The sequence below is a fragment of the Granulicatella sp. 572.rep1_STHE genome (assembly GCF_001073445.1).
Lineage (GTDB): Bacteria > Bacillota > Bacilli > Lactobacillales > Aerococcaceae > Granulicatella > Granulicatella adiacens.
In genome coordinates, this window is the sequence record NZ_JVBO01000031.1 from 36725 (window position 1) to 61046 (window position 24322).

Annotated in this window: 24 protein-coding genes and 1 tRNA gene; 3 read left to right on the forward strand and 22 right to left on the reverse strand. The window is 38.0% G+C overall.

Annotation, left to right across the window (positions count from 1 at the left end; genetic code table 11):
- Positions 1 to 2: 2 nt before the first annotated feature.
- Entirely contained in the window at positions 3 to 206 is a 204-nt protein-coding gene (locus ADH99_RS07450; RefSeq protein WP_005608052.1) for a hypothetical protein, read from the forward strand.
- Positions 207 to 500: 294 nt separating this feature from the next.
- Here ADH99_RS07450 and ADH99_RS07455 read toward each other — a convergent pair whose 3' ends face one another.
- The 3 genes from ADH99_RS07455 to ADH99_RS07465 are packed head-to-tail and all read right to left on the reverse strand — an operon-like array spanning position 501 to position 3602.
- On the reverse strand, positions 501 to 1625 hold the full coding sequence (locus ADH99_RS07455) for a PIN/TRAM domain-containing protein (protein ID WP_049554780.1): 1125 nt from the start codon (positions 1623 to 1625) through the stop codon (positions 501 to 503).
- Positions 1626 to 1640: 15 nt separating this feature from the next.
- Positions 1641 to 3026, reverse strand: coding sequence for a DNA repair protein RadA (gene radA / locus ADH99_RS07460; RefSeq protein WP_049554781.1), 1386 nt, complete (start codon positions 3024 to 3026; stop codon positions 1641 to 1643).
- Positions 3027 to 3038: 12 nt separating this feature from the next.
- The gene (locus ADH99_RS07465) at positions 3039 to 3602 is read right to left on the reverse strand and encodes a dUTP diphosphatase (protein ID WP_005608058.1); all 564 of its coding nucleotides are present in this window, start codon (positions 3600 to 3602) and stop codon (positions 3039 to 3041) included.
- Positions 3603 to 3853: 251 nt separating this feature from the next.
- Between ADH99_RS07465 and ADH99_RS07470 the strand changes: the two genes are divergently transcribed.
- Positions 3854 to 4957 carry an ABC transporter ATP-binding protein gene (locus tag ADH99_RS07470; protein WP_049554782.1) on the forward strand — a complete coding sequence of 368 codons (1104 nt, stop codon included), beginning with the start codon at positions 3854 to 3856 and terminating at the stop codon, positions 4955 to 4957.
- Between the two features lie 60 nt (positions 4958 to 5017).
- On the opposite strand, the gene ADH99_RS07475 is transcribed toward ADH99_RS07470, so the two are convergent.
- The 16 genes from ADH99_RS07475 to rpsF form a co-directional block, all read right to left on the reverse strand.
- Positions 5018 to 5356, reverse strand: a complete 339-nt coding sequence (locus ADH99_RS07475; RefSeq protein WP_049554783.1) for a hypothetical protein — start codon at positions 5354 to 5356, stop codon at positions 5018 to 5020.
- Positions 5357 to 5465: 109 nt separating this feature from the next.
- A tRNA-Ser gene (locus ADH99_RS07480) sits at positions 5466 to 5553 on the reverse strand.
- A 220-nt stretch (positions 5554 to 5773) separates the two neighbouring features.
- A complete protein-coding gene (gene rlmH / locus ADH99_RS07485) occupies positions 5774 to 6253 on the reverse strand; it encodes a 23S rRNA (pseudouridine(1915)-N(3))-methyltransferase RlmH (protein ID WP_049554784.1) in 480 nt (159 codons plus the stop codon).
- A 515-nt stretch (positions 6254 to 6768) separates the two neighbouring features.
- A complete protein-coding gene (locus ADH99_RS07490; protein ID WP_049554785.1) occupies positions 6769 to 8001 on the reverse strand; it encodes a S1C family serine protease in 1233 nt (410 codons plus the stop codon).
- A 107-nt stretch (positions 8002 to 8108) separates the two neighbouring features.
- Positions 8109 to 8912 carry an MBL fold metallo-hydrolase gene (locus ADH99_RS07495; protein WP_049554786.1) on the reverse strand — a complete coding sequence of 268 codons (804 nt, stop codon included), beginning with the start codon at positions 8910 to 8912 and terminating at the stop codon, positions 8109 to 8111.
- A 12-nt stretch (positions 8913 to 8924) separates the two neighbouring features.
- On the reverse strand, positions 8925 to 9788 hold the full coding sequence (locus ADH99_RS07500) for a two-component system regulatory protein YycI (protein ID WP_049554787.1): 864 nt from the start codon (positions 9786 to 9788) through the stop codon (positions 8925 to 8927).
- The gene (locus ADH99_RS07505; protein ID WP_049554788.1) at positions 9778 to 11130 is read right to left on the reverse strand and encodes a YycH family regulatory protein; all 1353 of its coding nucleotides are present in this window, start codon (positions 11128 to 11130) and stop codon (positions 9778 to 9780) included. The genes ADH99_RS07500 and ADH99_RS07505 overlap by 11 nt, the downstream gene beginning before the upstream one ends.
- Entirely contained in the window at positions 11120 to 12976 is a 1857-nt protein-coding gene (walK, locus tag ADH99_RS07510) for a cell wall metabolism sensor histidine kinase WalK (protein ID WP_049554789.1), read from the reverse strand. The genes ADH99_RS07505 and walK overlap by 11 nt, the downstream gene beginning before the upstream one ends.
- 82 nt (positions 12977 to 13058) lie before the next feature.
- Complete coding sequence (gene yycF, locus ADH99_RS07515) at positions 13059 to 13775, reverse strand: response regulator YycF (protein WP_049554790.1); 717 nt, start codon at positions 13773 to 13775, stop codon at positions 13059 to 13061.
- Positions 13776 to 13802: 27 nt separating this feature from the next.
- Positions 13803 to 15092, reverse strand: a complete 1290-nt coding sequence (locus ADH99_RS07520) for an adenylosuccinate synthase (RefSeq protein WP_049554791.1) — start codon at positions 15090 to 15092, stop codon at positions 13803 to 13805.
- Positions 15093 to 15124: 32 nt separating this feature from the next.
- Entirely contained in the window at positions 15125 to 16510 is a 1386-nt protein-coding gene (gene dnaB, locus ADH99_RS07525; RefSeq protein WP_049554792.1) for a replicative DNA helicase, read from the reverse strand.
- Positions 16511 to 16696: 186 nt separating this feature from the next.
- Complete coding sequence (gene rplI / locus ADH99_RS07530) at positions 16697 to 17149, reverse strand: 50S ribosomal protein L9 (RefSeq protein ID WP_049554793.1); 453 nt, start codon at positions 17147 to 17149, stop codon at positions 16697 to 16699.
- A gap of 15 nt (positions 17150 to 17164) precedes the next feature.
- Positions 17165 to 19192, reverse strand: a complete 2028-nt coding sequence (locus ADH99_RS07535; RefSeq protein ID WP_049554794.1) for a DHH family phosphoesterase — start codon at positions 19190 to 19192, stop codon at positions 17165 to 17167.
- Between the two features lie 253 nt (positions 19193 to 19445).
- Positions 19446 to 19688 carry a 30S ribosomal protein S18 gene (rpsR, locus tag ADH99_RS07540; RefSeq protein WP_005608178.1) on the reverse strand — a complete coding sequence of 81 codons (243 nt, stop codon included), beginning with the start codon at positions 19686 to 19688 and terminating at the stop codon, positions 19446 to 19448.
- A 22-nt stretch (positions 19689 to 19710) separates the two neighbouring features.
- On the reverse strand, positions 19711 to 20208 hold the full coding sequence (gene ssb, locus ADH99_RS07545; protein ID WP_005608180.1) for a single-stranded DNA-binding protein: 498 nt from the start codon (positions 20206 to 20208) through the stop codon (positions 19711 to 19713).
- Between the two features lie 46 nt (positions 20209 to 20254).
- Complete coding sequence (gene rpsF, locus ADH99_RS07550; RefSeq protein WP_049554795.1) at positions 20255 to 20554, reverse strand: 30S ribosomal protein S6; 300 nt, start codon at positions 20552 to 20554, stop codon at positions 20255 to 20257.
- 242 nt (positions 20555 to 20796) lie between these two features.
- Here rpsF and ADH99_RS07555 point away from each other — a divergent pair, with 242 nt between their 5' ends.
- Positions 20797 to 21096 (forward strand): helix-turn-helix domain-containing protein, encoded by a 300-nt coding sequence (locus ADH99_RS07555; protein ID WP_049554796.1) that lies wholly within the window; start codon positions 20797 to 20799, stop codon positions 21094 to 21096.
- 54 nt (positions 21097 to 21150) lie between these two features.
- Here the strand turns inward: ADH99_RS07555 and ADH99_RS07560 are convergent, their stop codons facing one another.
- The 3 genes from ADH99_RS07560 to ADH99_RS07570 all read right to left on the reverse strand — a co-directional run bounded on the left by ADH99_RS07560 (position 21151) and on the right by ADH99_RS07570 (position 24278).
- Complete coding sequence (locus ADH99_RS07560) at positions 21151 to 22290, reverse strand: 5-methyltetrahydropteroyltriglutamate--homocysteine S-methyltransferase (protein WP_049554797.1); 1140 nt, start codon at positions 22288 to 22290, stop codon at positions 21151 to 21153.
- Positions 22291 to 22308: 18 nt separating this feature from the next.
- The gene (locus ADH99_RS07565) at positions 22309 to 23061 is read right to left on the reverse strand and encodes a cyclase family protein (RefSeq protein WP_049554798.1); all 753 of its coding nucleotides are present in this window, start codon (positions 23059 to 23061) and stop codon (positions 22309 to 22311) included.
- An 86-nt stretch (positions 23062 to 23147) separates the two neighbouring features.
- Entirely contained in the window at positions 23148 to 24278 is a 1131-nt protein-coding gene (locus tag ADH99_RS07570) for a 5-methyltetrahydropteroyltriglutamate--homocysteine S-methyltransferase (protein WP_049554799.1), read from the reverse strand.
- Between the last annotated feature and the right edge of the window lie 44 nt (positions 24279 to 24322).

A 24322-nucleotide genomic window follows, 5' to 3' on the forward strand; every position in this document is an offset into this window, starting at 1 on the left:
CGATGGCTGACTTAAAGAAAAAACAAATTCCATTACGACTGTCTTCTAAATTATATGCTGCTATCGCATCATGGGCAGAAGATGATTTTAGATCAGTCAATGGACAAATCGAATATTTATTAACGGAATGTGTGAAACAAAGGAAGAAAGACGGCAAATACGTCTCTGAAACCATTGATGAACCTTTCGAAATTGATATTGAATAGGAAAAAGGATGGACGAAATTCGTCCATCCTTTTTTTCTATTTATTCAAACTATCAGCAATCGTTGCTTCCTAACATACAAAAAACTTTAAGCACTATGATTACGGAGAATCATGCGGATTTTATAATAGCAGTAATGGGGATTAGCATTAAATGCGAAAAAGCTGGAGTTAGGAATTGATTCCTTACTCCAGCTTTGAGGCTTTAAAGGTGAGAGACTTCGGCTCGAACCGGTGCCCCATTACAGCGATTATAAACAAATCCGCAAGGATTCGTAGTAATCATGAGACTATGTCTTATTGTTTAATTTTCTTTTGGCTATGCAGCGGTTTGGCGAAAATCATACGACCTGCTGCAGTTTGAAGCGCGCTCGTAACGACTACTTCAATCTCTTCATTCATATAATATTGACCGTCTTCCACGACAATCATTGTTCCGTCATCCAAGTACGCTACCCCTTGCTGACGCTCCGTTCCTTGTTTCACAACGGTAGTCTTCAACGTTTCACCCGGAATCACAACTGGTTTAATGGCTTGGGCTAAAGCATTGATATTAAATACTGGAACATTTTGGAACTCACTTACTTTGTTCAAGTTAAAATCATTGGTGATAATAATTCCATCAATGGATTTGGCCAATCGAATCAATTTACGATCGACTTCATTGATATCATCATAATCCCCTTCGTAAATTTCTACTTGAATATGCTCTTCTTTTTGAAGGGCGTTTAAGATATCTAAACCTCGACGACCTCTTACTCGTTTTAAGCTATCCGCACTATCCGCAATGTATTGAAGCTCGTTCAATACGAATACCGGAATCACTAGTACCCCTTCTATAAAGCCTGTTTTAGCAATATCGTAAATACGACCATCAATAATAACACTCGTATCAAGCAGTTTATATTTTCTAAAATTATCTCCTGCTTTACGCTCTAACACTGGAGAATCTTCTGTTTTTTTCTTATTGACTGTGAAGACTCTTAAAATATCCTCACGACGAGTGGTTCCTACGTAAAATCCAAGATAACCAAAGATAATGCTAAGCGCAATCGGCAAAGCTTGCGTAACTGCTGGGATTTGCAAATTGGTAAATGGAAGGCCAACTAGCCAAGCCACTAATAGTCCAATCAGCGCTCCTATCATCCCGAAGAGTAAATAACTTACTGATAGTTGACTCACAATTTTTTCAAGTCTACGAATTCCCGCTAAAATCGGATCAGCAACGAAAAATGAAATACAGAATAAAATAATTGCACCTAATAAAATATTCGTTACTTGAGATGTTAGCCATTCATTTGAAATATTGAATGTTTGCCATAGACTTGGAAAGTACGTCGCTCCTAAAGATCCTCCGAGCAATACGAAAATGAATTGTAATAATTTTCTTCCGTATGCTCGAAATTTTTTGGGTTGTTCCATCCAATCCTCTCCTTTCTATTTTTCATGATTGAAGGCTTTATAAATAGCCTCTTTGACAGAAGATACACCGACAACTTCGATATTTTCAGGAATTTTCCATCCATCTAAGTTGTTTTTTGGAATGAAGACACGCTTGAATCCGAGTTTTTCTGCTTCACGGACACGGTCATAGACACGGTTTACTTTTCGAATTTCACCTGTCAAACCAATTTCGCCGATAAAGCAATCCCCCATCTGCGTTTCTTTTTCCTTATAGCTTGAAACGATACTCATCGCAATCGCTAAATCGACTGCAGGTTCGTTTAGTTTCAAACCGCCTGTTGATTTAAAGTAAGCATCTTGATTTTGCAGTAGAAGACCTGCACGTTTCTCAAGTACCGCCATTAAGAGCGCGACACGATTATAGTCTAGACCACTTGTGGTACGACGGGCATTTCCAAAGGCTGTTGGGGACAATAGACATTGCACCTCGGTTAAAATTGGCCTTGTCCCTTCAAGAGACACGACAATTGCGGAACCTGTCGCTCCAGCCAAACGTTCTTCTAAAAAGACTTCCGAAGGATTGGTTACTTCATTTAGCCCTTCTTGATGCATTTCGAAGACCCCAATCTCGTTCGTTGACCCAAAACGGTTTTTCACAGAGCGAAGCACTCGGAAACTATGATGTTTATCCCCTTCAAAATAAAGAACGGTGTCCACCATATGTTCCAACATACGAGGCCCAGCCAACGCTCCCTCTTTTGTCACGTGACCCACAATAAAGATGGCAATCTGATTAAGTTTCGCAAGTCGCATGAGTGTTGCCGTTGCCTCACGAACATGAGACACGCTTCCGGCTACCCCGTTTGCCTGTGGATGTGTCATTGTTTGAATCGAATCGATAATGACATAGTCCGGCTTCAACGCTTCTACTTGCGCAACGATATCTTCTAAGTTTGTCTCCGCATAAATATAAAATCCGTCTGCTTGCATCCCAAGACGCTCTGCACGCATTTTAATTTGAGACGCACTTTCCTCTCCGGATACATAGAGAACGGTCCCTTGTGTTTGTTGTAATTCACTAGAAACTTGTAATAATAAAGTCGATTTCCCAATCCCAGGGTCCCCACCAATCAATACAAGGGAACCTGGCACCACGCCACCACCAAGCACGCGGTCGAGTTCGCTAATGGACGTTTGTACACGGTTGACGCGTTCATAAGAAACCTGGTCGAGTCGCATCGGTTTTGTTTTATGGGCTTCTTCTGACTGTTGCACTAAAGAAGGTCGTTTCGTGTTACTCGTTGTTTCCTTAAACTCTTCCATCGTGGACCAATTTCCACAGTTTGGACATTTCCCTAAATATTTTGGTGAATTATATCCACATTCTCTACATACAAAACTTGTGGCTGTTTTTGCCATATTGGCTCCTTTCTAACGAACGCCAGAAGAACCAAAACCGCCTGTACGTTCATTCATATCATTTTCTTCGTCCGTATCTGCTTTTAAGAATGGTAAGAAAATACCTTGGCCAATACGGTCGCCTTTTTTAATTTCTTTATCAAATAATCCAAAGTTGATTAATTGGAAGTAAATATGTCCTTCGTTATCTGGATTATTATAGTAGTCGCTATCGACAACCCCAATTCCGTTTGGTAATACTAAAAAGTGTTTAAGTGGATTACTTGAACGGTTCGCAAGTTGTAAATATTCATCTTCTTGCATATAAGATTTAATTCCTGTTGGAACAAGAATCGGTTTTAATACCTTTTGTTCTTTTTGTAATTCTGCCTCAACCGTTTCTTTATCAGTTGTGTAAATCCACTGTTTTAATTGAGTAGCAGCAAATTTAAAGATCATTTTCCAAATACTTGGCAGCACAATATCTTCTGCCGCTTCAAAATCATAACCTGCCGAATGTTTTGTAGAACGTTTAGGAACATTAATTCCTTTCCCTTCATAAGCAGATATAACTTCAAATCCACGTTTTCTTTCCATTTCATCACCTTTTCATTTAAAGTTTCTACCTCTTATCATAACAAAGTTTTGGAAAGCTTGCACTCGTGTTCACTCTTTTTTTGAAAATCCTTACATTCTTTATCTTAAGATACGGTAAAAAGAATCCTTCATATCCTATTTTTCGGCAATATGCACAAAAAACAGGATGCTTTTTGTGCAATGTACCCTATCACTTTTCTACTAAAAATCGTAAACTAATAGTGTTAAAACAATGACAGGGGGAAATCCTAATGGTAGAAATGCAATTAAACCATATTCACAAAAAATATGACAACGCGGAAAACTATTCCGTAACAGACTTTAACTTACACATCAAAGATCGCGAATTCATCGTATTCGTAGGACCTTCTGGATGCGGTAAATCAACTACACTTCGTATGATTGCTGGTCTAGAAGATATTTCTGAAGGGGAATTAAAAATCGGCGACGTTGTGATGAACGACGTAGCTCCAAAAGATCGTGATATCGCGATGGTATTCCAAAACTATGCCCTATATCCTCACATGAGCGTATATGATAACATGGCATTCGGTTTGAAATTACGTAAATACGACAAAGCTGAAATTGACAAACGTGTTAAAAATGCTGCTGAAATCTTAGGTTTAGCACAATACTTAGAACGTAAACCAGCTGCTTTATCTGGTGGTCAACGTCAACGTGTGGCTTTAGGACGTGCGATCGTTCGTGATGCGAAAGTATTCTTAATGGACGAACCTCTTTCTAACTTAGATGCTAAATTACGTGTTGCGATGCGTGCTGAAATTGCAAAATTACACCGTCGTTTAGAAACAACAACTATTTACGTAACACACGACCAAACAGAAGCGATGACAATGGCGGACCGTATCGTTATCATGAAAGACGGTTTCGTACAACAAATCGGTACTCCACAAGAAGTGTACAACACACCTAACAATGTATTCGTAGCTGGATTCATCGGATCACCAGCAATGAACTTCTTCACTGTCACATTAAAAGACGGCGTGATTACAAACGGTAAAGGTTTATCATTACAATTACCAGAAGCGAAGAAAAAACTTCTTGAAGAAAAAGGCTATGAAGGAAAAGAACTTATCTTCGGTATTCGTCCAGAAGATATCAAAGGTTCTCAAATCGCTATCGATACTTACCCATCTTCTTCAGTAAAAGCTGAAGTTGTAGTATCAGAATTACTTGGTGCAGAAACAATGCTTTATACTCGTGTTGATGATACTGAATTCGTATCTAAAGTGGATGCACGTGACTTCCACAGCCCAGGCGAAACAGTTGAATTAGCATTCGACTTAAACAAATCTCACTTCTTCGACAAAGAAACAGAACAAGTGATTCGCTAATAGTCTATAATTGAAAAAGCTGACGGCTCTGATATAGAGCTGTCAGCTTTTTTGCATTTTTTACTCTTCTACTTCTTGAAACTCACAATCAAACCGATATGCAAAGAATTTTTCAATCACCGATTTGATTTCATTATCACTCAGATTTTGAATAATACGATCAAAATCAATCGCTTCTAATTCTTCCTCAGTAAGTTTCTGATAAGGAGGTAAATCAGAGTACTGTCTTAATTCATCATAGACAATAAAGTCTCCATCAATAAATGATTCGATAAGTCCACGTCTTTGAAGAAGATAAAACAACTCTTGGTAGCTATCCCCTGTAAAACTATACACCGTCTTATCCGAATAAATTCCACAACAGTGCGTTTGGTTTAAATTTAATTTTACTTTGGCCATTTATTCTCCGCCTCCATTACTCTATTAAAATGAATCTATCTAAAAAAGCAGCTACGGAACATTTACGGAACAAAACTAATCATAATTCCGATACATTCACGAAAACATAAGGAGAAGAGGAGATTTGAACTCCCGCGCCGCTTTCACGACCTATCGCATTTCGAGTGCGACCCCTTCAGCCTCTTGGGTACTTCTCCATACTTTAAGTATAGTACGGATTTTTTCCTCAATCAATGCTTTTTTGCACAAAAAAACCACCGACAGCTGTCGGTGGAAAAAAGGATTAGAAATATTTATTTGGGAGGATAAATATTCTCTTTGGGAATAACTAAAGTATAGACACACCTTATGAAATAAATGTGAAGATAACTTCTCTATTTTGCACTTTCTTTTTATTTTTTTTATGAGAATATTTACTTATTTATGATAAGCATGACCAGAATTAATTCGGAATGCTCGGTAAATTTGCTCGGTTAGAACCAATCTCATGAGTTGATGTGGTAAAGTTATACGACCAAATGATATTTTCCGGTCAGCCCGTTTTTTCACGGCTGGGCTTAACCCTAGAGATCCCCCAATAACAAAGACCATCGAACTCTTACCATGGAGCGCAAAAGTATCCATCTCTTTGGCGAGTTGCTCTGAACTCACTAAGTCTCCTTCAATCGCCATGGCCACAACCACGTCCCCATCTTTAATTTTAGCAAGGATGCGTTCTCCCTCTTTTTCGAGTACTTGCTCCATTTCTTTATCACTTAAGTTTTCAGGAGCCTTCTCGTCTGGCACTTCCACTACTTGGAACTTGCAGTAGCTGCCTAAGCGTTTTGCGTATTCATCAATTCCTTGTTTTAAATATTTTTCTTTTAATTTTCCAACACTCACAATCGTGATATTCATATTATCCCCTCACTTCATCCAATATCTTACCTTTTTTTGAGGAAAAATGCTTGTTTTATCCTCTTATCCCCTACTTATCCACAAAGTTATCCACATGTACACATGTTCGCCACTAAATTTTGACATTTTTTATCCATAGCCCCTAGATATAGATTCCATTCATTTAAATGTTACATAAATGTTATATTTAATTTTCGGAGGGATAAGTCAGTTATCCACAGTTATACACACTAAACCCGACCTTTTAAAAACACTGTTATATCAACGTTCTTTGTCATTTTATAAAAAAGTTATCCACAATAATTCTTTTTCATGTTTATAACTTTTTCCAATCAAATTCCTTATTCTAGGCCTTTTATCACTTTCTATTTTCAAAAGGTGTTTCCCACTATTTGGACTTGACAAGGAGTTTTCCAAAGACTTTTCCACAGAGTTATCCACAATTCGGTGGATAAGTTTGCGGATAAGTCCAAAAAAATCGGATTACACATTGGTAATCCGATTCTTCATTTACTTTATAAACTTGGGTTATTGGTTTCTGTTAAGGAAACTGTGGTTGTTTGTTTTTGTCCGTTACGATAATACGTTACTTCCAATTTATCTCCCACTTTATGGCTATAGAGTATTTTTCTTAAATTTTGAATTCCCTCTACTTTTTGGCCATCCATTTCTACAATGACATCATATGGTTGAAGTCCTGCCGCTTTTGCACTTCCCTTAGAAGACACTTCAGCAACCACTACACCGCTCTTCACATCTTTTGGTAAATTCAATTGATTAACAGCCTGTGAATTCACATTCGATAAGTTCACCATTGAAATTCCTAGAGCTGGACGAACGATTTTACCATTTTTTTCCAATTCATTAATGATGTTTACGACCTCATTACTTGGAATTGCAAATCCCATACCTTCAACAGAGGATTTAGAAATCTTCATAGAGTTAATCCCAATGACTTGTCCCGCGCTATTAATAAGAGCTCCACCTGAGTTCCCTGGATTAATCGCCGCATCCGTTTGAATCGCATTTACAATCCAATCTTGTTGGCCATCGCCATCCACATCTGTTGGAACTGGACGATTATTTGCAGAAACAATCCCTTGCGTAACACTGGTAGCAAATTCACTGCCGAGAGGAGATCCAATCGCAATAGCGGTTTGTCCTGCTTTCACCTCATCAGAGTTCGCAAATTCCGCTACAGTACTTACTTTATCTGCTGGAATACGAATCACTGCTAAGTCCGTCCATTGGTCACTCCCAACTAATTCTGCCTTTTCCCTAGTTCCGTCTGCTAAAAGAACTTCTAACTCTTGCGAATTTGCAATAACGTGATTGTTCGTTACGATATAGGCATATCCATTTTCCTTTTTATAAATAACGCCACTTCCTTCTGAAGCTGTCGTTAATTCATCATTTGATTGTTGTTGCTGCTGAGTCCCGTAAAGAGAATTACGGCCAGACGATTGTTTGTTAATAACAGAAACCACTGCATTTTTTACATTTTCTACAACCTTAGAAATATCATTATTTATATTTGCCGCGGCTGTAGAGGTTTTTGTAGTCGTTACATTACTCTCTGAAGCTTGCGTAGTAGGCGTTGGCGTTTGATGGTTTAAAGGATTTGTAATCGCCATAATTCCAATTCCACTTGCGACTGCAATGGTTCCTCCAACAATCCCACCAACAAAGCCATTTCTAAAGCTTTTATTCTTACGTTTTCTTAACTGTTTTTGTTGTTCTTCTTCCATTTGCTCACTCCTCTCGTTGTTACTTTAAAGATAAATTCTAAATATGAATTTTATGTGAACAAACACTTATAGTCTATTTAAAAATCTCTTGCATTATTCCTAAGAATTTAAACTTCAAATAGGCTTGTAGGCTCATACGGATCCGTATGAAATAATTCGAAGGAATGATGAACTCCTTTATCGTGCGTTCTAAATACGGATTCTGCTGTTTGATAAGCAATTTCCTTCATATTATTATCTTGACTTAAATGGCCTAAATAAATGCGTTTCGTCTGATCCCCAAGCATTTCACACATGGCTAAAGCCCCATCATCATTGGATAAATGGCCTTTATCACTTAAGATTCGTTGTTTTAAATGCCACGCATAAGGTCCCATTCTTAACATTTCAAGATCATGATTGCTTTCAATTAAATACGCATTGGCATTTTTGAGGAGTCCACGAAGTTTGTCACTCACATATCCAGTATCCGTTAGCATAACAAATTGGCGTTGATCCTTTTGGAAGCTATAAAACTGTGGAGCCGCCGCATCATGAGAAACCGCAAAACTCATCACATCAATATCTCCAAAAGTCAGTGTGTCTCCTGTATTGAAAATCTCTTGTTGCTCAAGAGCAACTTTTCCAATTTTTCCAGACATTGCTGCCCATGTTTTTTCGTTTGCATAAATAGGAATGCCATACTTTCTTGCAAGCACTCCAATTCCTTTGATGTGATCTGAATGCTCATGAGTCACTAAAATCGCATCAATATCCGATATAGAACGATTTATTTTCTCCATTTGCGCACTAATAGCTTTACCAGTGAGTCCACAATCCACTAATAATTTTTGCTTAGGAGTCTCAATATAAGTTGCATTACCTGAACTACCACTCGCTAATAAACTCACTTTAAAACCTAATTCTTGCATACTATGTCCCTTCTATTGTTGTTGCACTGTTTGTGTTGTTGTGTTATTGGTTGTTGTACGCTGCGTTTGCGTATTCGTTGTTTCTAAGGTTTCATTGGTTAATACGGTCCCATGAATCGCATCCACACGACGCGCCACTAACTGACCATCCGCTTGACGTATTTCAACATACCAAGCAGGAGAATAAATAGAAAATTCTTTTAGCACTAACGATTGGAAGTAAGATAACTTAACCGTTGAAACTGTTGATTTTGCTGGAATCTTTCCCGCTAGGAATAACACTTCAACAGCGCTTTGAGCAGTAATTAAACTTCTCTCATTTCCAAGCACTTGTACATTTCCCGCATAGGTTTGTTCATAACTAACGGCTTGGTCATTCGTATTCAATGTGACAATAATTTGGCTGGTTCCATCCATAATACTCAATTTATCTGCTTTTTGCGTATAAATTACTTTACGTGTAGTCGCATTATAAGAAGACCATACATATTTATCACCGAATAAAACCTTATTATTGATAAAAGCTGTTAAGTCATTAAAACTCTCCGCATTTACTGGATTCGATAGACTTAACTGAATCGGTGGTACTAACTCTGCATTGATGACATTTTTTTCCAATGACACGATCTGGTTTTGTAAATTATTCAAACCTGACTCAATGGAAACAGGGGTTAGTTGGATAATCGGAGCCGTTTCATCCGTTGAAGTTAGTGACGGCAATGTAATTCCATCTTGTTTCATCTGATCGATGACGTTAATACTTGTATTCAAAGGGGTTTTAGATTCTACCTTTTTCTGCCAAACGAGTCCAAATAGGAATACATCTAGGAAAAAGAAACAAACAATCAATACGATTGCACTTCTTCTAAAGTCCATCTCCGTCACCCCCTACTGTTTGTTTATTCGCGGCATCTCCGGCTTTTTTATCCGCTTTTAATTCTGATAATGTCTTCCATTTGTTATTTATTTTTATATACCAAGTCGGAATAAATTCTACGATTTGATTGTTTTCGCTGCTGGTTGTCCAAGAATAACCAATTCGAATATCTTCTATCTCATTCATGGAGAACCCTTCATTAAGCAGTTCCGCTACAATATCTTTTCCACCAACAATCGTTACTTTTTTATTTTTGGTTGGTAGAGGTGTTTGCGCAATTAAAGAGGAAGTTCTTAATTTTTCAATTCCATTTGTAGTCGCTTTTACTTGAGTCATTCCTTCTCTTCCGCTAGAAAGAATTGGATAGGAGCTCACATACCGAACATACTCTACTATATTGGAACTTAAATCTACTGAAGAAAAACTCATTCCTAACTGCCATCCGCCTAGACGCTTCATCTGTGTAAAAGTCTGCGTTAAGTTATTCGTATAAAGAAGTGTTTCATCCCCTGGTTTATTTTCAAAGAAAGTAATGATATTCGTTGTACGATCCATCTTCAATTGCGATAAATTGTCGTTATACACCACACTCTTTCCATCTCCACGTGTTCTAATTTCCGTTTGATTTGAAAAGAGTTGGCGGATATAGAAGGTAATTGGAATTTGCTCAATCAAATATGCTGATTGTTCAACGTTTACCTTATCTTGCTCCACAAAGAATTGTTTTGTCTTTCCTCGATACGATTCTACTTCATAAAATTCATCAGATTTATACAAAGCATCCATCTTTGCACTTAAGCTTTCATCGATTTTCGCACTGTACACATTTTTATTTTCATCATTGACAAAGTATGCCGTATGCGGTTCATCTGTTCGAATAACAATCCGTGAAAATCTCTCATTCACATAATCCTCATTCAACCCGTCAAAATACCGATTCATAATTCCAAAAGAAAGCAAACCATCAAATAAGATTTGCGAATGAGCTTCTCTTAAAACAAGGTTCTCATAACTAGTATCATCTAAGTTCGACAACCGTGTTAGATTCGAAAAGCTTTTTGATAGATAGGTATTTACTTCTTTTATAATCGACATTTGGCTTGTCATTTCAAACTTATTGTTATTGGTTAAGACAAGGCGCGTCGGTCTAAACACATCCTCCAGCGTATAGTTCGCTCGAATCTGCGCTCCGGAATCTTGAGAGGTCGTCAAATTAGTTGATTGCTTTTTAACTCCAAAAAATTCAACTGGACGAATAACAATTAAATACGTAAATACAAAGCTAAGGAGCATCAACACAAATAAGGTCGATAATAGTACTCGAAAATTTTTAAATTTCATCCCATTCACCATCCTCTTCAAATGGAACATAAGGTAATGAAATAAAGAATGTGGATCCTTTATTTTCAATACTATTCACCCAGATTTTTCCTCCATGAAGTTGTACAACTTCTTTAGAAATCGCAAGACCAAGTCCACTACCGCCCATTGCTCTTGAACGAGCTTTATCTACACGATAAAAACGATCAAATAGGTGAGGAATATCTTTACGCGGAACTCCTAGTCCTTCATCACTCACACTAACAATAAGGTCGGTATGAGTTTCCATGAGTCGAACAATAATCCGTCCGCCATCTGGAGAATATTTAATCGCATTATTGATAATATTATCTAATACTTGCGTCATCTTATCTTGGTCGATTTCTACCCATAGATTTCTTTGGGTAATATCTGTGAGAATTCGATAGTTCTTTTCTCTATATTGGTCAGATTGTAAAACCATATCAAATCGATTCACAATATGCTTCACGAGTTCATTCATATTCACAAACTCTTTATCCAGTTCTAATCGATTTTGGTCCATCCGTGATAAGTTCAGTAAGTCGGTAATCATACGCATCATTCGATCCGTTTCGGTTTCAATGACATTCAGAAACTCCGGAGCGATTTCTTTGTTTTCCCATGCCCCATCCACTAACGCTTCTGTATAACTCTTAATACTCGTTAATGGAGTTCTTAATTCGTGAGAAACATTTGATACGAAATTACGACGTTCGCGGTCAATTTTCTCTTGTTCCGTAACGTCCGTTAATACGCACACGAGACCACTAATAAATCCAGATTCACGTTGAATTACAGAGATTTCACATTGGACAATGGTTTCTTCTCCATCTTCCTCAATTGTAATCATTCGCTCTTCTTGCGATTCCAATAAATCTCTAAAAGAAACACTATTATCTAAACGTAATACTTCAAGCAATGGCGTTCCGATAATCCGCTCATTTCGTAAATTCAAAACATCCAATGCAGCCGCGTTAATAATTACAATTCTTCCTCGACGGTCTGTTGCAATAACCCCATCACTCATATGACGTAGGACACTGTCTAGACGTTGCCGCTCCGCTTCTGTTCCTTCTTGGGCTTCTTTGATTTTTACAGATAAATCATTAATCGCTTGCCCTAACTGACCAAGCTCATCGTCTCCGTAAATCATCACTTCACCCGTATAGTTTCCTTCTGCAATTTGTTCTGTCTGTTGTTTCATTTCCGCAATCGGACGAGTAATCCCTTGAGAAATCATGACTGTAATCACAATCGCTAAAATGATAATAAAAATGGAAGAACTAATAAAGATAATCCCAATATCTTTTACTTGGGTATAACGAGATTCAATATTAGACGTTACCGAAATGATTCCCACTGGATTTCCTGAAACCCCACTGACGGGATCAATTGGTGAAACGTATTTCCAATATCTAGAATCTCCGTCAATATAGTTATAACTGTACACAGTATTTGAGACGACCACTTGTTGCACATCAGCCTCTGTAGAACGAGTCCCAACAATTGATTGCTGCGTTTGATTCGTAGTTCCCAAAATATATCCCTGCATATCCATAATACGAATTTCTACAATACTATTTCCTGTTGGATAATCTTGCAATAACTGTGATATTTCAGCCGATTTAGCCTCATCTGTTGTATCCTTAGCCAAAATGGGCTGCACATTATTTTTCAAGAATCCTACTTGTAGCTGAATTTGTTCCTGAAAGTTCGAAATCATTTGAGATTCTAATTGCGTTAAGAAGTTCGCGACAATGAGTTGCAACGAAATCATCAAGAGCAAGATAAACAGCATTGGAATCTTAAATTGAATGGAACGAAAAAATCGTTTCATCTTCTTCATGAGTCACTTTCTCCTCTACTTTTTAGCAAAATACGCTTTTCTTGCCAGAATATACCATGGCAAGGAAAAGCGCATTCGTTGTTTAAGCTTCTTTTTCTTGGTCTGGGGTTTTAATATAATATCCTACCCCACGGCGAGTCATAATCCATGTTGGATGACTCGGTGTGTCTTCAATTTTTTCACGTAAACGACGAACTGTTACGTCTACTGTACGAACATCCCCAAAGTAATCATAACCCCATACCGTTTGTAATAAATGTTCACGAGTAATCACTTGTCCGATATGTTTTGCTAAATAATGAAGCAATTCAAATTCACGATGCGTTAATTCGATTTCTTCACCACGTTTTGAAACCACATAGGCATCTTCATGAATCGTTAAAGCGCCTAAAACAATTTCGTTAGCTGTTTTTTCTTCTTCTGCTTCGGCTGGAGCTAATTGTTGACGACGTAAGTTTGCTTTTACACGCGCTATTAATTCTCGGTTTGAAAAAGGTTTTGTTACGTAATCGTCTGCACCTAATTCCAGACCTAACACTTTATCAATTTCAGAATCTTTGGCCGTTACCATGATAATAGGAACATGGCTTGTTTTACGAATTTCACGACAAACTTCTAATCCATCAATTTTTGGTAACATTAAGTCCAAAATGACTAAATCTGGATTTTTTTCATGAAAAGCAGCAAGTCCTTCTTCACCATCAAATGCGGTGATGACTTCAAAGCCTTCTTTTGAAAGACTAAACTTGACGATGTCTGAGATTGGTTTCTCATCATCTACAACTAGAATTTTCTTCATATCAATCTTCCTTTACTCTATTCTTTTTTATGCCCAAACACTTTCTAAAATGTTGGTTTGTTCTCTATCTGGTCCTACTGAGAAAGTAGAAATGCGAACGCCGACTAATTCTGAAATACGACGTACATAGTTACGTGCATTTTCTGGCAGTTCTTCTAGTGAACGGCATCCTGTAATATCTTCACTCCAACCTGGTAATTCTTCATAGACTGGTTCACATTGACCTAGTTCAACTAAGCTTGCTGGGTAATGGGAAATTTCTTCTCCATTCGGTTTGCGGTAAGCCACACAGATTTTCACTGTTTCGAGGCCTGTTAAAACATCAATACTGTTTAAGCTTAAGTTTGTAATACCTGATACACGTTTAGAGTGGCGCATTACAACGCTATCGAACCACCCAACACGTCTTGGACGCCCAGTGGTTGTACCGTATTCACGTCCGACTTCACGAATACGTGAGCCGATTTCATCGAATAATTCTGTTGGGAAAGGTCCATCCCCTACACGAGAAGTATATGCTTTACATACCCCAACGACTTTATTAATTTTTGAAGGTCCAACACCACTACCGATTGTCACCCCACCAGCAACTGGGTTAGAAGAAGTTACAAATGGGTATGTTCCTTGGTCGATATCCAACATCACCCCTTGTGCCCCTTCGAATAACACACGTTTTCCTTGGTCTAATGCATCATTTAAAATCACAGAAGTGTCGCAAACGTATTGTTTCATTTGTTGACCATATTCATAGTACTCTTCAAAAATATCATCGAACTCGATTGGAACTGCATCGTACATTTTAGTAAAGAGACGGTTCTTTTCCGCTAAGTTGATTTTTAGACGTTCAGCAAACACTTCTCTATCGAGTAAGTCTGCCACACGAATACCAACACGAGCAGCCTTATCCATGTAGCAAGGTCCAATCCCTTTATTCGTTGTCCCAATTTTGTTGTCGCCTTTTGCTTCTTCTTGTAATTGGTCTAGGCGAATATGGTATGGCAAGATAACATGCGCACGGTCCGAAATCCGTAAGTTATCAGTAGTCACATTTCTTTCATGTAAATATGCAAGTTCTGTAATGAGAGATTTTGGATTTAAAACAACTCCATTTCCAATCACACTAATTTTTTCTGGTGAAAAAATACCGGATGGAATTAAATGAAGTTTATAAGTGACCCCATTAAACTGAATGGTATGCCCTGCATTGTCGCCCCCTTGATATCGAGCGATTACTTCTGCATTCTCACTGAGGAAATCCGTAATCTTACCTTTACCTTCGTCTCCCCATTGTGTTCCAACAACTACTACTGATGACATTTGACGCACCTCTTCTATTTTTTTAAATTTTACTATGCCATAGGAGCTCTTTGCTCAATTTCATCTGGCACTAAATTTGTAAACTTATTAAATTCCTTCATGAAGTTCAATTCAACCGTTCCACGTGGACCGCTACGGTTTTTCTCAATAATCACTTCAATGGTACTATTTGGCTCAACTTCTGGAACCTGTCCATTTTCATCTGGCTCTTGACGATAATAATCATCACGATATAAGAACGCTACGATATCCGCATCTTGCTCAATGGATCCAGACTCACGAATATCCGACATGATTGGTCGCTTATCTTGACGTTGTTCCACTCCACGAGATAATTGAGAAAGTGCAATAACTGGGACCTTTAATTCCTTCGCTAATTTTTTCAAATTACGAGAAATTTCAGAAACCTCTTGTTGACGACTCTCTTTTCCGTTTCCTTCGATTAATTGTAAGTAATCAATCACTACTAAGCCGAGATTATTCCGCTCTTGCTTCAACCGACGACATTTCGCACGAATCTCTGACACACGAATTCCTGGAGTATCATCGATATAAATAGGCGCTTCAGCAAGAACCCCTGTCGCCACGAAATATTGCGTATATTCCTCATCGGTCAATTTCCCTGTTTTCAAATGTCCTGCATTAATGCTCGCATGAGAACAGATAATCCGTTCTACTAAAGACTCTGCCCCCATTTCAAGACTGAAAATAGCAACTGTTTCATTCAAATTAACCGCAACGTTCTTTGCAATGTTTAACACGAAAGCAGTCTTCCCGACAGAGGGACGTGCTGCTAAAATAATTAGCTCATCGGCATGAAGACCAGAAGTCATTCGGTCTAAACCGATGTACCCTGTAGCAATACCAGTAACTTCTCCATTATTTTTGGATCGCTCTTCAAGACTTTCATATGCATCATGTAAAACATCGCGAATTGGAATGAATCCAGCTTTATTTCGTCCTTCAGATACAGAAAGAATATCTCTTTCAGCTGTATCTAAAACATTTGCAATCGTTTCATCTTCTTGGTACGCATTTTTAACAATATTCGTCGATGTTTTAATTAACTTACGACGAGTTGATTTTTCTAAAACAATTTGAGTGTAAAATTCCACGTTGGCTGCTGTCGGAACTTTATCAAGAAGCTCAATAATACCAGCTTCCCCACCCACATTATCAATTTGGTTCTTTTGCCTTAATTTTTCCGAAACGGTGATTGGATCGATCGCTTCCGAATTTTGATTTAATTCTATCATCGCGGCAAAAATCAATTGATGAGCAACGCGATAAAAATCATCGGGTACAAGAAACTCCATGACCGAGATAATTGAGTCTTGTTCCAAAAGAATTGAACCCAAAACGGCCTCTTCTGCCTCTAGATTTTGTGGCGGAACTAAATTAGGATATAGCTCTTCCATTCAAACACCCTTTCTACTAAAAATAGCCATAAAAATACAGTTTCATTGTATCACAAAACACCCTAATAAAACAGAAGATTGGGCTCAAAATAAAAGATAACTTAATTACTTTGTAATTTTTATCACATGTATATAAAGAATAAAGAGACTATCCAAACAGGATAATCTCTTTTCTAATTTTTAACTTTATTGAGCGACGATATTCACTGTCATAATCGCTTGAACATCATGGTGTAATTTAACAGGGACACGAGTGTATCCTAACGCTCGAATTGGAGCTGCTAATTCGAATTTACGACGATCCAATTCAACATTGAATTTCTTGTTGAATTCTTCGGCGATTTGTTTTGCTGGGATTGCTCCGAATAAACGTCCATCTTCCCCTGCCTTAGCTTTAATTGTAACCACTGTTTCTTCACGTTCTAGGAACTCTTTTAATTCCTTGGCTTTTGCTAATAATTCAGCGTTATGTTTTTCTTCTGCTTTCTTTTGACCTGATAAAGTCGCAAGGTTTGCTGAAGTGGCTTCTTTTGCAAAACCGTTCTTAATTAAGAAATTTTGTGCATAGCCATCAGCTACATTTTTAACTTCGCCTTTTTTACCTTTGCCTTTTACATCTTTTAAGAAAATTACTTTCATGTTTCTTCCTCCTAATTATAAGTTAATTTCACTACCAATTTCTTCAATGACTTGCATTAATTGGCGGATTGCATCTTCAATCGTGATATCCGATAGCTGAGTAGCAGCATTCGATAAATGACCACCACCACCCATTTTCTCCATTACACGTTGAACATTCTTATTCCCAAGACTGCGAGCGCTAATGCCAACACGACCGTCATTCCGTTTAGTTACAACAAATGAGGCATCGATGTTTTCCATAGACAACATCATATCTGCAGTCTGGGCTGCAACAACAGTAGGATAAACGGTATTTTCTTCACCATGAACAATTCCGACATTGTTAGGAAGCATTTCGAGTGAGTTTAATAAATGCGAACGCATTAAGTACGTATCTACATTTTCCTTTAATAATCGTTGGATAAGGATTGTATCCGCACCAACGGATTTTAAATAACTAGCCGTATCAAAGGTACGAGACCCTGTACGAAGCGTGAAATTACGCGTATCCACAATAATACCAGCAAGTAATGTAGTTGCTTCGATTGGCTGAATTTTCTCAGCTTCTTCAGATTGATATTCTAGTAATTCTGTAATCAATTCACCGACAGATGAAGCATACGGTTCAATATAAACCAAGTCAGGATTTTCAGGGAATTCCTCTCCACGACGGTGATGGTCGATAACCACTAATTTATTCGCCCTTTTAACAATAGACGGAGCAGCACATAGGGAAGGCTTACTTACATCGACAATAATAACAAGTGTATTTTCAGTAATTAACGCTTCTGCCATTTCTGGATTTACGATAGCGGAAGAGAGGAGTTTATCTTTTTTAATCACTTCCATCAATTTTTTGATATCATGCGAATATTGCTCTGGATTTGTGACAATCCAAGAGGTTTTACCGTGCATTTTAGCGATTCTTCGAATACCTAAACATCCACCAATACTATCCATATCTGGATATTGGTGGCCCATAACCATTACTTGATCTGCTTCTGCAATAAGGTTTTCTAATGCTTGAGAAACCATTCGAGAACGCACTCTTGTACGTTTTTCTAGTGGGTTGCTCTTACCACCGTAGAAGCGAGTTTCTTCGTTTTTAGAGCGTACAACGACTTGGTCACCGCCTCGTCCTAAGGCTAAATCAAGGTTATCTTGCGCAAATTTAGCGATTGCTCCATAATCCATCTCTTCTTGAGTATCATCCGCATAAGAGAACCCCATACTTACTGTTAGTGGGGTGTTTTGTTGAGCTGTTGTCTCACGGACACGGTCAATAATCTCAAATTTCGTTTTTTCAAGTTCAGAAAGGATGTTTTTATCTAAAAATGCGACAAAACGGTCTGAGCTAACACGTTTTAAGTAGATATTATTATGATTCGCCCAGCTAGTAAGCTGATTCGTCACGAAGTTATTCAAGTTTGATTTCTTACGGTCGCTCAGCGATTGAGAGACTTCAGCAAAATTATCGACGAAAATTTGTCCAAATACAGGTCTTTCGTCTAAATACGTCTCTTTAATTAACGCATATTCCGTAATATCCATCATGTAGAGCATTCCAATATCGTTATGGTAGACTATTTGGAAGTATTTATCTTTCCAATGGACTACATTATCATTATCATCATCAAGATTTTTAACGATATTCGCTAAATCTGGATCAACTACTTCGAGTTTAAAACCTAATAGTTCCTTGCGTTCAAAATACTTTTGCAAATAAGGATTAATCCATTGAATTTCTCCATTATCATCTAGTAAAAGCATTCCAATCGGCATTTTGATAGAGGCATCTTGCGAACCTTTATTGATTTTATACGATAAGTTCGTTACATAATGATTCGTTTCCTGAATAATATAGTTCGCGAACGAATAGAGGAGTGTTCCTAATAAAATAATAAATAAAGTAAGGATAAGTCCCATCCATATATTCATTACGTATGCCACAACCAGCATACAGAGAATGATTGCTATAAATGAGAATCCGTATTTCTTCATTGTTTCACTTTTAAGAAATGTCGGTAAAGCCTTAATACGTTCTTTTAGGCTTTTCTTCATTCTTGCACCTTCTTTCTATATAGATTATTTTACCATAGTTTTAGCCCCTCGTCAGTTCTCTAAAATTGTTTCACGTGAAACAATTTAAGAGAGGGTAGGGGTACAAATGTTTCACGTGAAACATTCTTTTATATGTATTCGATTTTTTATAATGATACTACTTAAATCTAAACAAATAGAAATTAACTTTTAATAGGATACAGCTTTATAAAACAAAAAAGGATTGAGAAATTCTCAATCCTTTTATTTAATATTAGTCAACTGTTGTGAATGGTAATAATCCCATGATACGAGCACGTTTGATTGCAACAGTTAAAGTACGTTGGTGTTTAGCACAAGTACCTGTTACACGGCGTGGTAAGATTTTACCTTTTTCAGAAATGTAACGTTTTAATAATTCTACATCTTTGTAATCAATGTAGTCTACATGGTTTGCACAGAAGTAGCAAACTTTTTTACGACGGCGTTGACCGCCACCTCTACGTTGTTGAGCCATTATGGTATCCTCCTTTTAAACTTTAGAATGGTAAATCATCATCTGAAATGTTGATTGTCTCTCCATTACTTAAGAATGGATCTGACATTCCACCACCGAATGATGAAGTAGGAGTGTTAAATTGATTAAAGTTATTTGATTGGTTTTGTTGGAATCCACCTTGTGAGCTTTGATCGTTTGCAGGGCGTTGTTCAGTAACATTACGTGATTCTAACAATGAGAAGTTCTCAGCTAGCACTTCAGTCACATAAACTTTTTGGCCTTGTTGGTTATCATAGCTACGAGTTTGAATACGTCCTTCAATTCCTACTAGTGAGCCTTTACGAGTGAAATTCGCAAAGTTTTCTGCAGCTTTACGCCACATTACGCAGTTGATAAAGTCTGTTTCACGTTCACCGTTTTGGTTTTGGTAACGACGATCAATTGCGATAGAGAAGCTCGCATAAGCAGTTCCGTTTGAAGTATAACGTAAATCAACGGCACGTGTTAAGCGTCCAACTAATACAACATTATTAATCATTTAATTTTTACTCCTTTCAAGATTTTTGTTTACTTATAATAAACAATTATGCTTCTAATTTAACGATCATGTGACGTAAGATGTCGTTGTTGATTTTCGCTAAACGGTCGAATTCATCGATTGCAGCAGCATCTTCAGCAGTGATGTTCACTAAGTGATAGATACCTTCTTGGAAATCTTTAATTTCGTATGCAAAACGACGTTTCGCCCAGTCTTTAGATTCAACAACAACTGCACCGTTGTCTGTTAAAACAGCATCAAATCTTGTAACCAATTCAGCTTTAGCAGCTTCATCGATGTTTGGACGGATGATATATAAAATCTCGTATTTTGATGTTTGACTCATTGACTGTCACCTCCTTATGGACTTTTGGCCTACTGAATTTTCAGCAAGCAAGGAGAGTATCATTTCTAATACTCACGTTCAATCATTATAGCAAACAAAGCTATAGAATGCAACAGAAATCCGCATTGCAGAGGTGCTTAGGAAAATTTGTGAGTACCAAAAAAAGTGTCATTATATCATATCTGATATGTAGCATATATGTTACAATTGGCTTATAAAGGAATTAGGGGGAGAAATAAAAAATGGTGGATTATTTAAAACGGCTTTTTGACCGACTTGACGCGAAATATGAGACTTTTAGAGATGATTTTGAAGCAGAATATTTTTTGCAGAAGAATGCCTTAGCGATGATCAGACTTCGGAGGGACTCTGGACTGACACAAACGGAATTCGCTAAAAACGCCGGTATGACGCAAGGAAATCTCTCTAGGCTCGAAAAAGCAATTTATAATCCGACGCTCGCACATCTTCAAAAAATTGCGAGTAAAAATGGGTATGATTTAGAGATTCGTTTTAAGAAAAAGAAGCGATTAATACGATGAAATCAACAAAAATAGCTCCTACAAACCAACTGTAGGAGCTTCTTTCATTTAATGTTATCCCCAAACTTCATGAACGATTTCGTCAATCAGTTTTAATTTATCCCATTGCGCTTCAATCGTTAAGATATTGCCTTCTTCTGTAGAAGAGAATCCACATTGAGGGCTGAGGCATAATTGTTCAAGAGGAACGTACTGACTGGCTTCTTTAATACGAGCGATAACTTCGCCTTTATCCTCTAAGTCCCCTGATTTAGAAGTGATTAAACCAAGAACGACTTTTTGGTCTTTAATATAGCGAAGTGGAGTAAAGTCACCAGCACGGTCACTATCATATTCCAAGAAGAATCCGTCTACACGGCAATGACCAAACAACGTCTTCGCCACTGGTTCATAACCACCACTAGAGAACCATGTTGAGCGGAAGTTTCCGCGGCAAATATGCATGTTCACCACTAAATCTTCTGGTTTCCATTCAATGACACGATTTAATACATCCACGTAGTCACGAGCGATTTGTTCGAGGTCGAATCCACGCGCTTCATATGCTTCACGTTTATCTAACGCACAGAACTCACCCCAGCTTGTATCATCTAATTGAATATTGCGGCATCCTAAGTCGTAGAAGCATTGCAACACCTTACGATATGCTGCCACCACATCATCATAGAAGAGGGCTTCATTGTCTTTGTAGCGCTCAATTGGCACATAGTTTTTCTCACGAACTTGCGTAATCAAATGCAACATACTTGGTGAAGGGATTGTTAGTTTCACCGGTGTATCGCCAGCGTGCTCTTTTAAGAATTTGAAGTGTTTTACGAATGGATGGTTTTCAGAAAAATCCACTTTACCAACGATTCGTAATGTTTTTGGCTTCACATCTTTATCTTTGAATTGAACAGAGAAGTGGTCTACTTCGACAAGTTCAACTCCATCTAAGTTTTCTAAGAAATCTAAGTGCCAGAATGCACGACGGAATTCACCGTCAGTGACAGATTTAAGACCGAGTTCTTTTTCTTTCTCGATTAAAGCAACGATTTCTTCGTTTTCAACGCGTTCGAGTTCTTCGGCAGTGATTTCTCCGGCATTAAACTTCGCACGGGCTTCTTTTAGACGTTCTGGACGTAAGAAACTTCCTACGTGATCGAGTCTAAATGGCGCTTTTTGACAACAGCTACAGTTTTCGTGATTTGACATATGTTTTCCTCTTTTCGTTTATTCAGCTTCTGGTAAGTATGCAATAGCGCGAACAGGTGACCCTGGAGTATGGTTCCAGTTAGGGTATGAAATTGAAATCACAGCACCGACTGAAGGAACTTGGTCAAGGTTCGCTAATACTTCCACTTGGAAGATATCTTGGCTTAATAAGTAGTATTCGTTTGTTAAACCATGTGCGGCAGCGTGAACACCTGAGTCTGTATCTAATGTTTCGTGACCTACAGCTTTCACATGACGTTCGTGAATTAAGAATTCTAGCGCATCTTTTGCCCAACCTGGTGTGTGTTGAACATCATTTTCATCTAAATTACGAACCGCATCTTGGTCTGGCCAGCGGTGTGACCAGTCACTACGGAATGCTACAAAGGCACCTGGCTGGATTTGTCCGTATTCTTCTTCGAATGCTAATACGTCTGCTTTTGTTAATTCAAAATTTGGATTTTCAGCAACTTCTTTTGAACAGTCGATAACGTAGAGTGGTAATAATAAATCTTTCAACTCAATTTCATCAAGGAAGCGTCCGCCTTCATAGAAGTGGCAAGGTGGGTCGATATGTGTACCGTATTGTGTTACCACTGATAATTGTTGTACGTGGAATCCATCTTTTAATGTAAATAAATCTTTTTGTTCCAATGCTGGTAGAGCAGGGAAGTGAGGGCTATTCGCATCGATTTGATGGCTTAAGTTCACCCATTTTGCTTGTTTTAATGTTTCAAAAGCTTTGGCTAATTGTTGTTGAAATGCTGTCATAATGTATCTTCCTTTCTAAATAGGGGAAGGCTGTGGATCAAAAGTTATTCTCCCCACAGCCTTTTTGTTCGTTTTATAATGCGAGGTTATTCTCCCCAAACCTCACGAGCGATTTCAGTAATCAATGCAATTTTCTTCCATTGATCTTCTTCTTTAATCACGTTTCCTTCTTCTGTTGAAGCAAATCCACATTGAGTACTTAAGTATAAGTTTTCAAGTGGTACATATTGGCTTGCTTCTTTAATACGAGCGATGACTTCATCTTTGTCTTCTAAGTCTGCAAATTTTGACGTTAAAAGGCCAAGAACCACTTTCTTCTCGTTGCCAACTTTCGCAAGCGGCTTGAAGTCTCCGGCACGGTCTGTATCGTATTCTAAGTAGTACGCATTTACGTGTTCGCCTGCTAATAATTCATCTTCTACCTTTTCATATCCCCCTTGAGAAATCCAAGTAGAGTGGAAGTTTCCGCGGCAAACGTGAGTGTTCACTGCTAAGTCTTTTGGTAATGCATCAATCACTGAGTTGTTCAATTGTAATGCACGGCCTGCAAAGTCACGACGAACTTCTTCTAATGGACGGCTGTCGTTGAAACGTTTTGAAAAACCATCGTCTGCTAAAGCGCCCCATGTACAGTCGTCAAATTGAATTGTGCGAAGGCCTTCGTTGTATAAGTCTGTAATTACATCCACATAGGCATTTTTAATCGCTTCGAAAAGTTCTTTTTCAGTTGGATATACTGCTTTCCAAGCTGCAATGTGTTCAGGTGTACGAATTAATTCGAAATAGAATTGTGATGGAGAAGGGATTGTGAATTTCACAATAACATCTTCGTCTTTCACTAAATCACGTAAGAATTTGAAATGTTCTACGAATGGGTGATTATGTCCATCGATTGGAGCTGTTAATGTTGCAGTATCGGCTTTTGTTTCGATACCGTTAAATTTATAACCGTGTTCACCTACTGTATGTTCCACACCGTTGAATCCCCAGAAGAAGTCAAGGTGCCAGTAAGCGCGGCGGAATTCTCCGTCTGTAACGCCTTTTAATCCAGCAGCGATTTGTTTTTTAACAAGTTCGCGGATTTCTTTATCTTCTACAGCTGTTAATTCTTCTCGTGTGATTTCGCCGTTTGCAAATTTTGCGCGTGCTTCTACTAAGTCTTTCGGACGTAAGAAACTTCCTACGTGGTCTACTCTAAATGGTGCATGTGTTGTCATAAATGTGTTTCTCCAATCTATCTTCGAATTTCTTCTTGCGGGAT

Bases quoted from the DNA above. Each gene is read 5' to 3' on its own strand.
- ADH99_RS07450 (WP_005608052.1), top strand. From the start codon at position 3: ATGGCTGACTTAAAGAAAAAACAAATTCCATTACGACTGTCTTCTAAA.
- ADH99_RS07455 (WP_049554780.1), bottom strand. From the start codon at position 1,625: ATGGAACAACCCAAAAAATTTCGAGCATACGGAAGAAAATTATTACAA.
- radA (WP_049554781.1), bottom strand. From the start codon at position 3,026: ATGGCAAAAACAGCCACAAGTTTTGTATGTAGAGAATGTGGATATAAT.
- ADH99_RS07465 (WP_005608058.1), bottom strand. From the start codon at position 3,602: ATGGAAAGAAAACGTGGATTTGAAGTTATATCTGCTTATGAAGGGAAA.
- ADH99_RS07470 (WP_049554782.1), top strand. From the start codon at position 3,854: ATGGTAGAAATGCAATTAAACCATATTCACAAAAAATATGACAACGCG.
- ADH99_RS07475 (WP_049554783.1), bottom strand. From the start codon at position 5,356: ATGGCCAAAGTAAAATTAAATTTAAACCAAACGCACTGTTGTGGAATT.
- rlmH (WP_049554784.1), bottom strand. From the start codon at position 6,253: ATGAATATCACGATTGTGAGTGTTGGAAAATTAAAAGAAAAATATTTA.
- ADH99_RS07490 (WP_049554785.1), bottom strand. From the start codon at position 8,001: ATGGAAGAAGAACAACAAAAACAGTTAAGAAAACGTAAGAATAAAAGC.
- ADH99_RS07495 (WP_049554786.1), bottom strand. From the start codon at position 8,912: ATGCAAGAATTAGGTTTTAAAGTGAGTTTATTAGCGAGTGGTAGTTCA.
- ADH99_RS07500 (WP_049554787.1), bottom strand. From the start codon at position 9,788: ATGGACTTTAGAAGAAGTGCAATCGTATTGATTGTTTGTTTCTTTTTC.
- ADH99_RS07505 (WP_049554788.1), bottom strand. From the start codon at position 11,130: ATGAAATTTAAAAATTTTCGAGTACTATTATCGACCTTATTTGTGTTG.
- walK (WP_049554789.1), bottom strand. From the start codon at position 12,976: ATGAAGAAGATGAAACGATTTTTTCGTTCCATTCAATTTAAGATTCCA.
- yycF (WP_049554790.1), bottom strand. From the start codon at position 13,775: ATGAAGAAAATTCTAGTTGTAGATGATGAGAAACCAATCTCAGACATC.
- ADH99_RS07520 (WP_049554791.1), bottom strand. From the start codon at position 15,092: ATGTCATCAGTAGTAGTTGTTGGAACACAATGGGGAGACGAAGGTAAA.
- dnaB (WP_049554792.1), bottom strand. From the start codon at position 16,510: ATGGAAGAGCTATATCCTAATTTAGTTCCGCCACAAAATCTAGAGGCA.
- rplI (WP_049554793.1), bottom strand. From the start codon at position 17,149: ATGAAAGTAATTTTCTTAAAAGATGTAAAAGGCAAAGGTAAAAAAGGC.
- ADH99_RS07535 (WP_049554794.1), bottom strand. From the start codon at position 19,192: ATGAAGAAAAGCCTAAAAGAACGTATTAAGGCTTTACCGACATTTCTT.
- rpsR (WP_005608178.1), bottom strand. From the start codon at position 19,688: ATGGCTCAACAACGTAGAGGTGGCGGTCAACGCCGTCGTAAAAAAGTT.
- ssb (WP_005608180.1), bottom strand. From the start codon at position 20,208: ATGATTAATAATGTTGTATTAGTTGGACGCTTAACACGTGCCGTTGAT.
- rpsF (WP_049554795.1), bottom strand. From the start codon at position 20,554: ATGAGTCAAACATCAAAATACGAGATTTTATATATCATCCGTCCAAAC.
- ADH99_RS07555 (WP_049554796.1), top strand. From the start codon at position 20,797: ATGGTGGATTATTTAAAACGGCTTTTTGACCGACTTGACGCGAAATAT.
- ADH99_RS07560 (WP_049554797.1), bottom strand. From the start codon at position 22,290: ATGTCAAATCACGAAAACTGTAGCTGTTGTCAAAAAGCGCCATTTAGA.
- ADH99_RS07565 (WP_049554798.1), bottom strand. From the start codon at position 23,061: ATGACAGCATTTCAACAACAATTAGCCAAAGCTTTTGAAACATTAAAA.
- ADH99_RS07570 (WP_049554799.1), bottom strand. From the start codon at position 24,278: ATGACAACACATGCACCATTTAGAGTAGACCACGTAGGAAGTTTCTTA.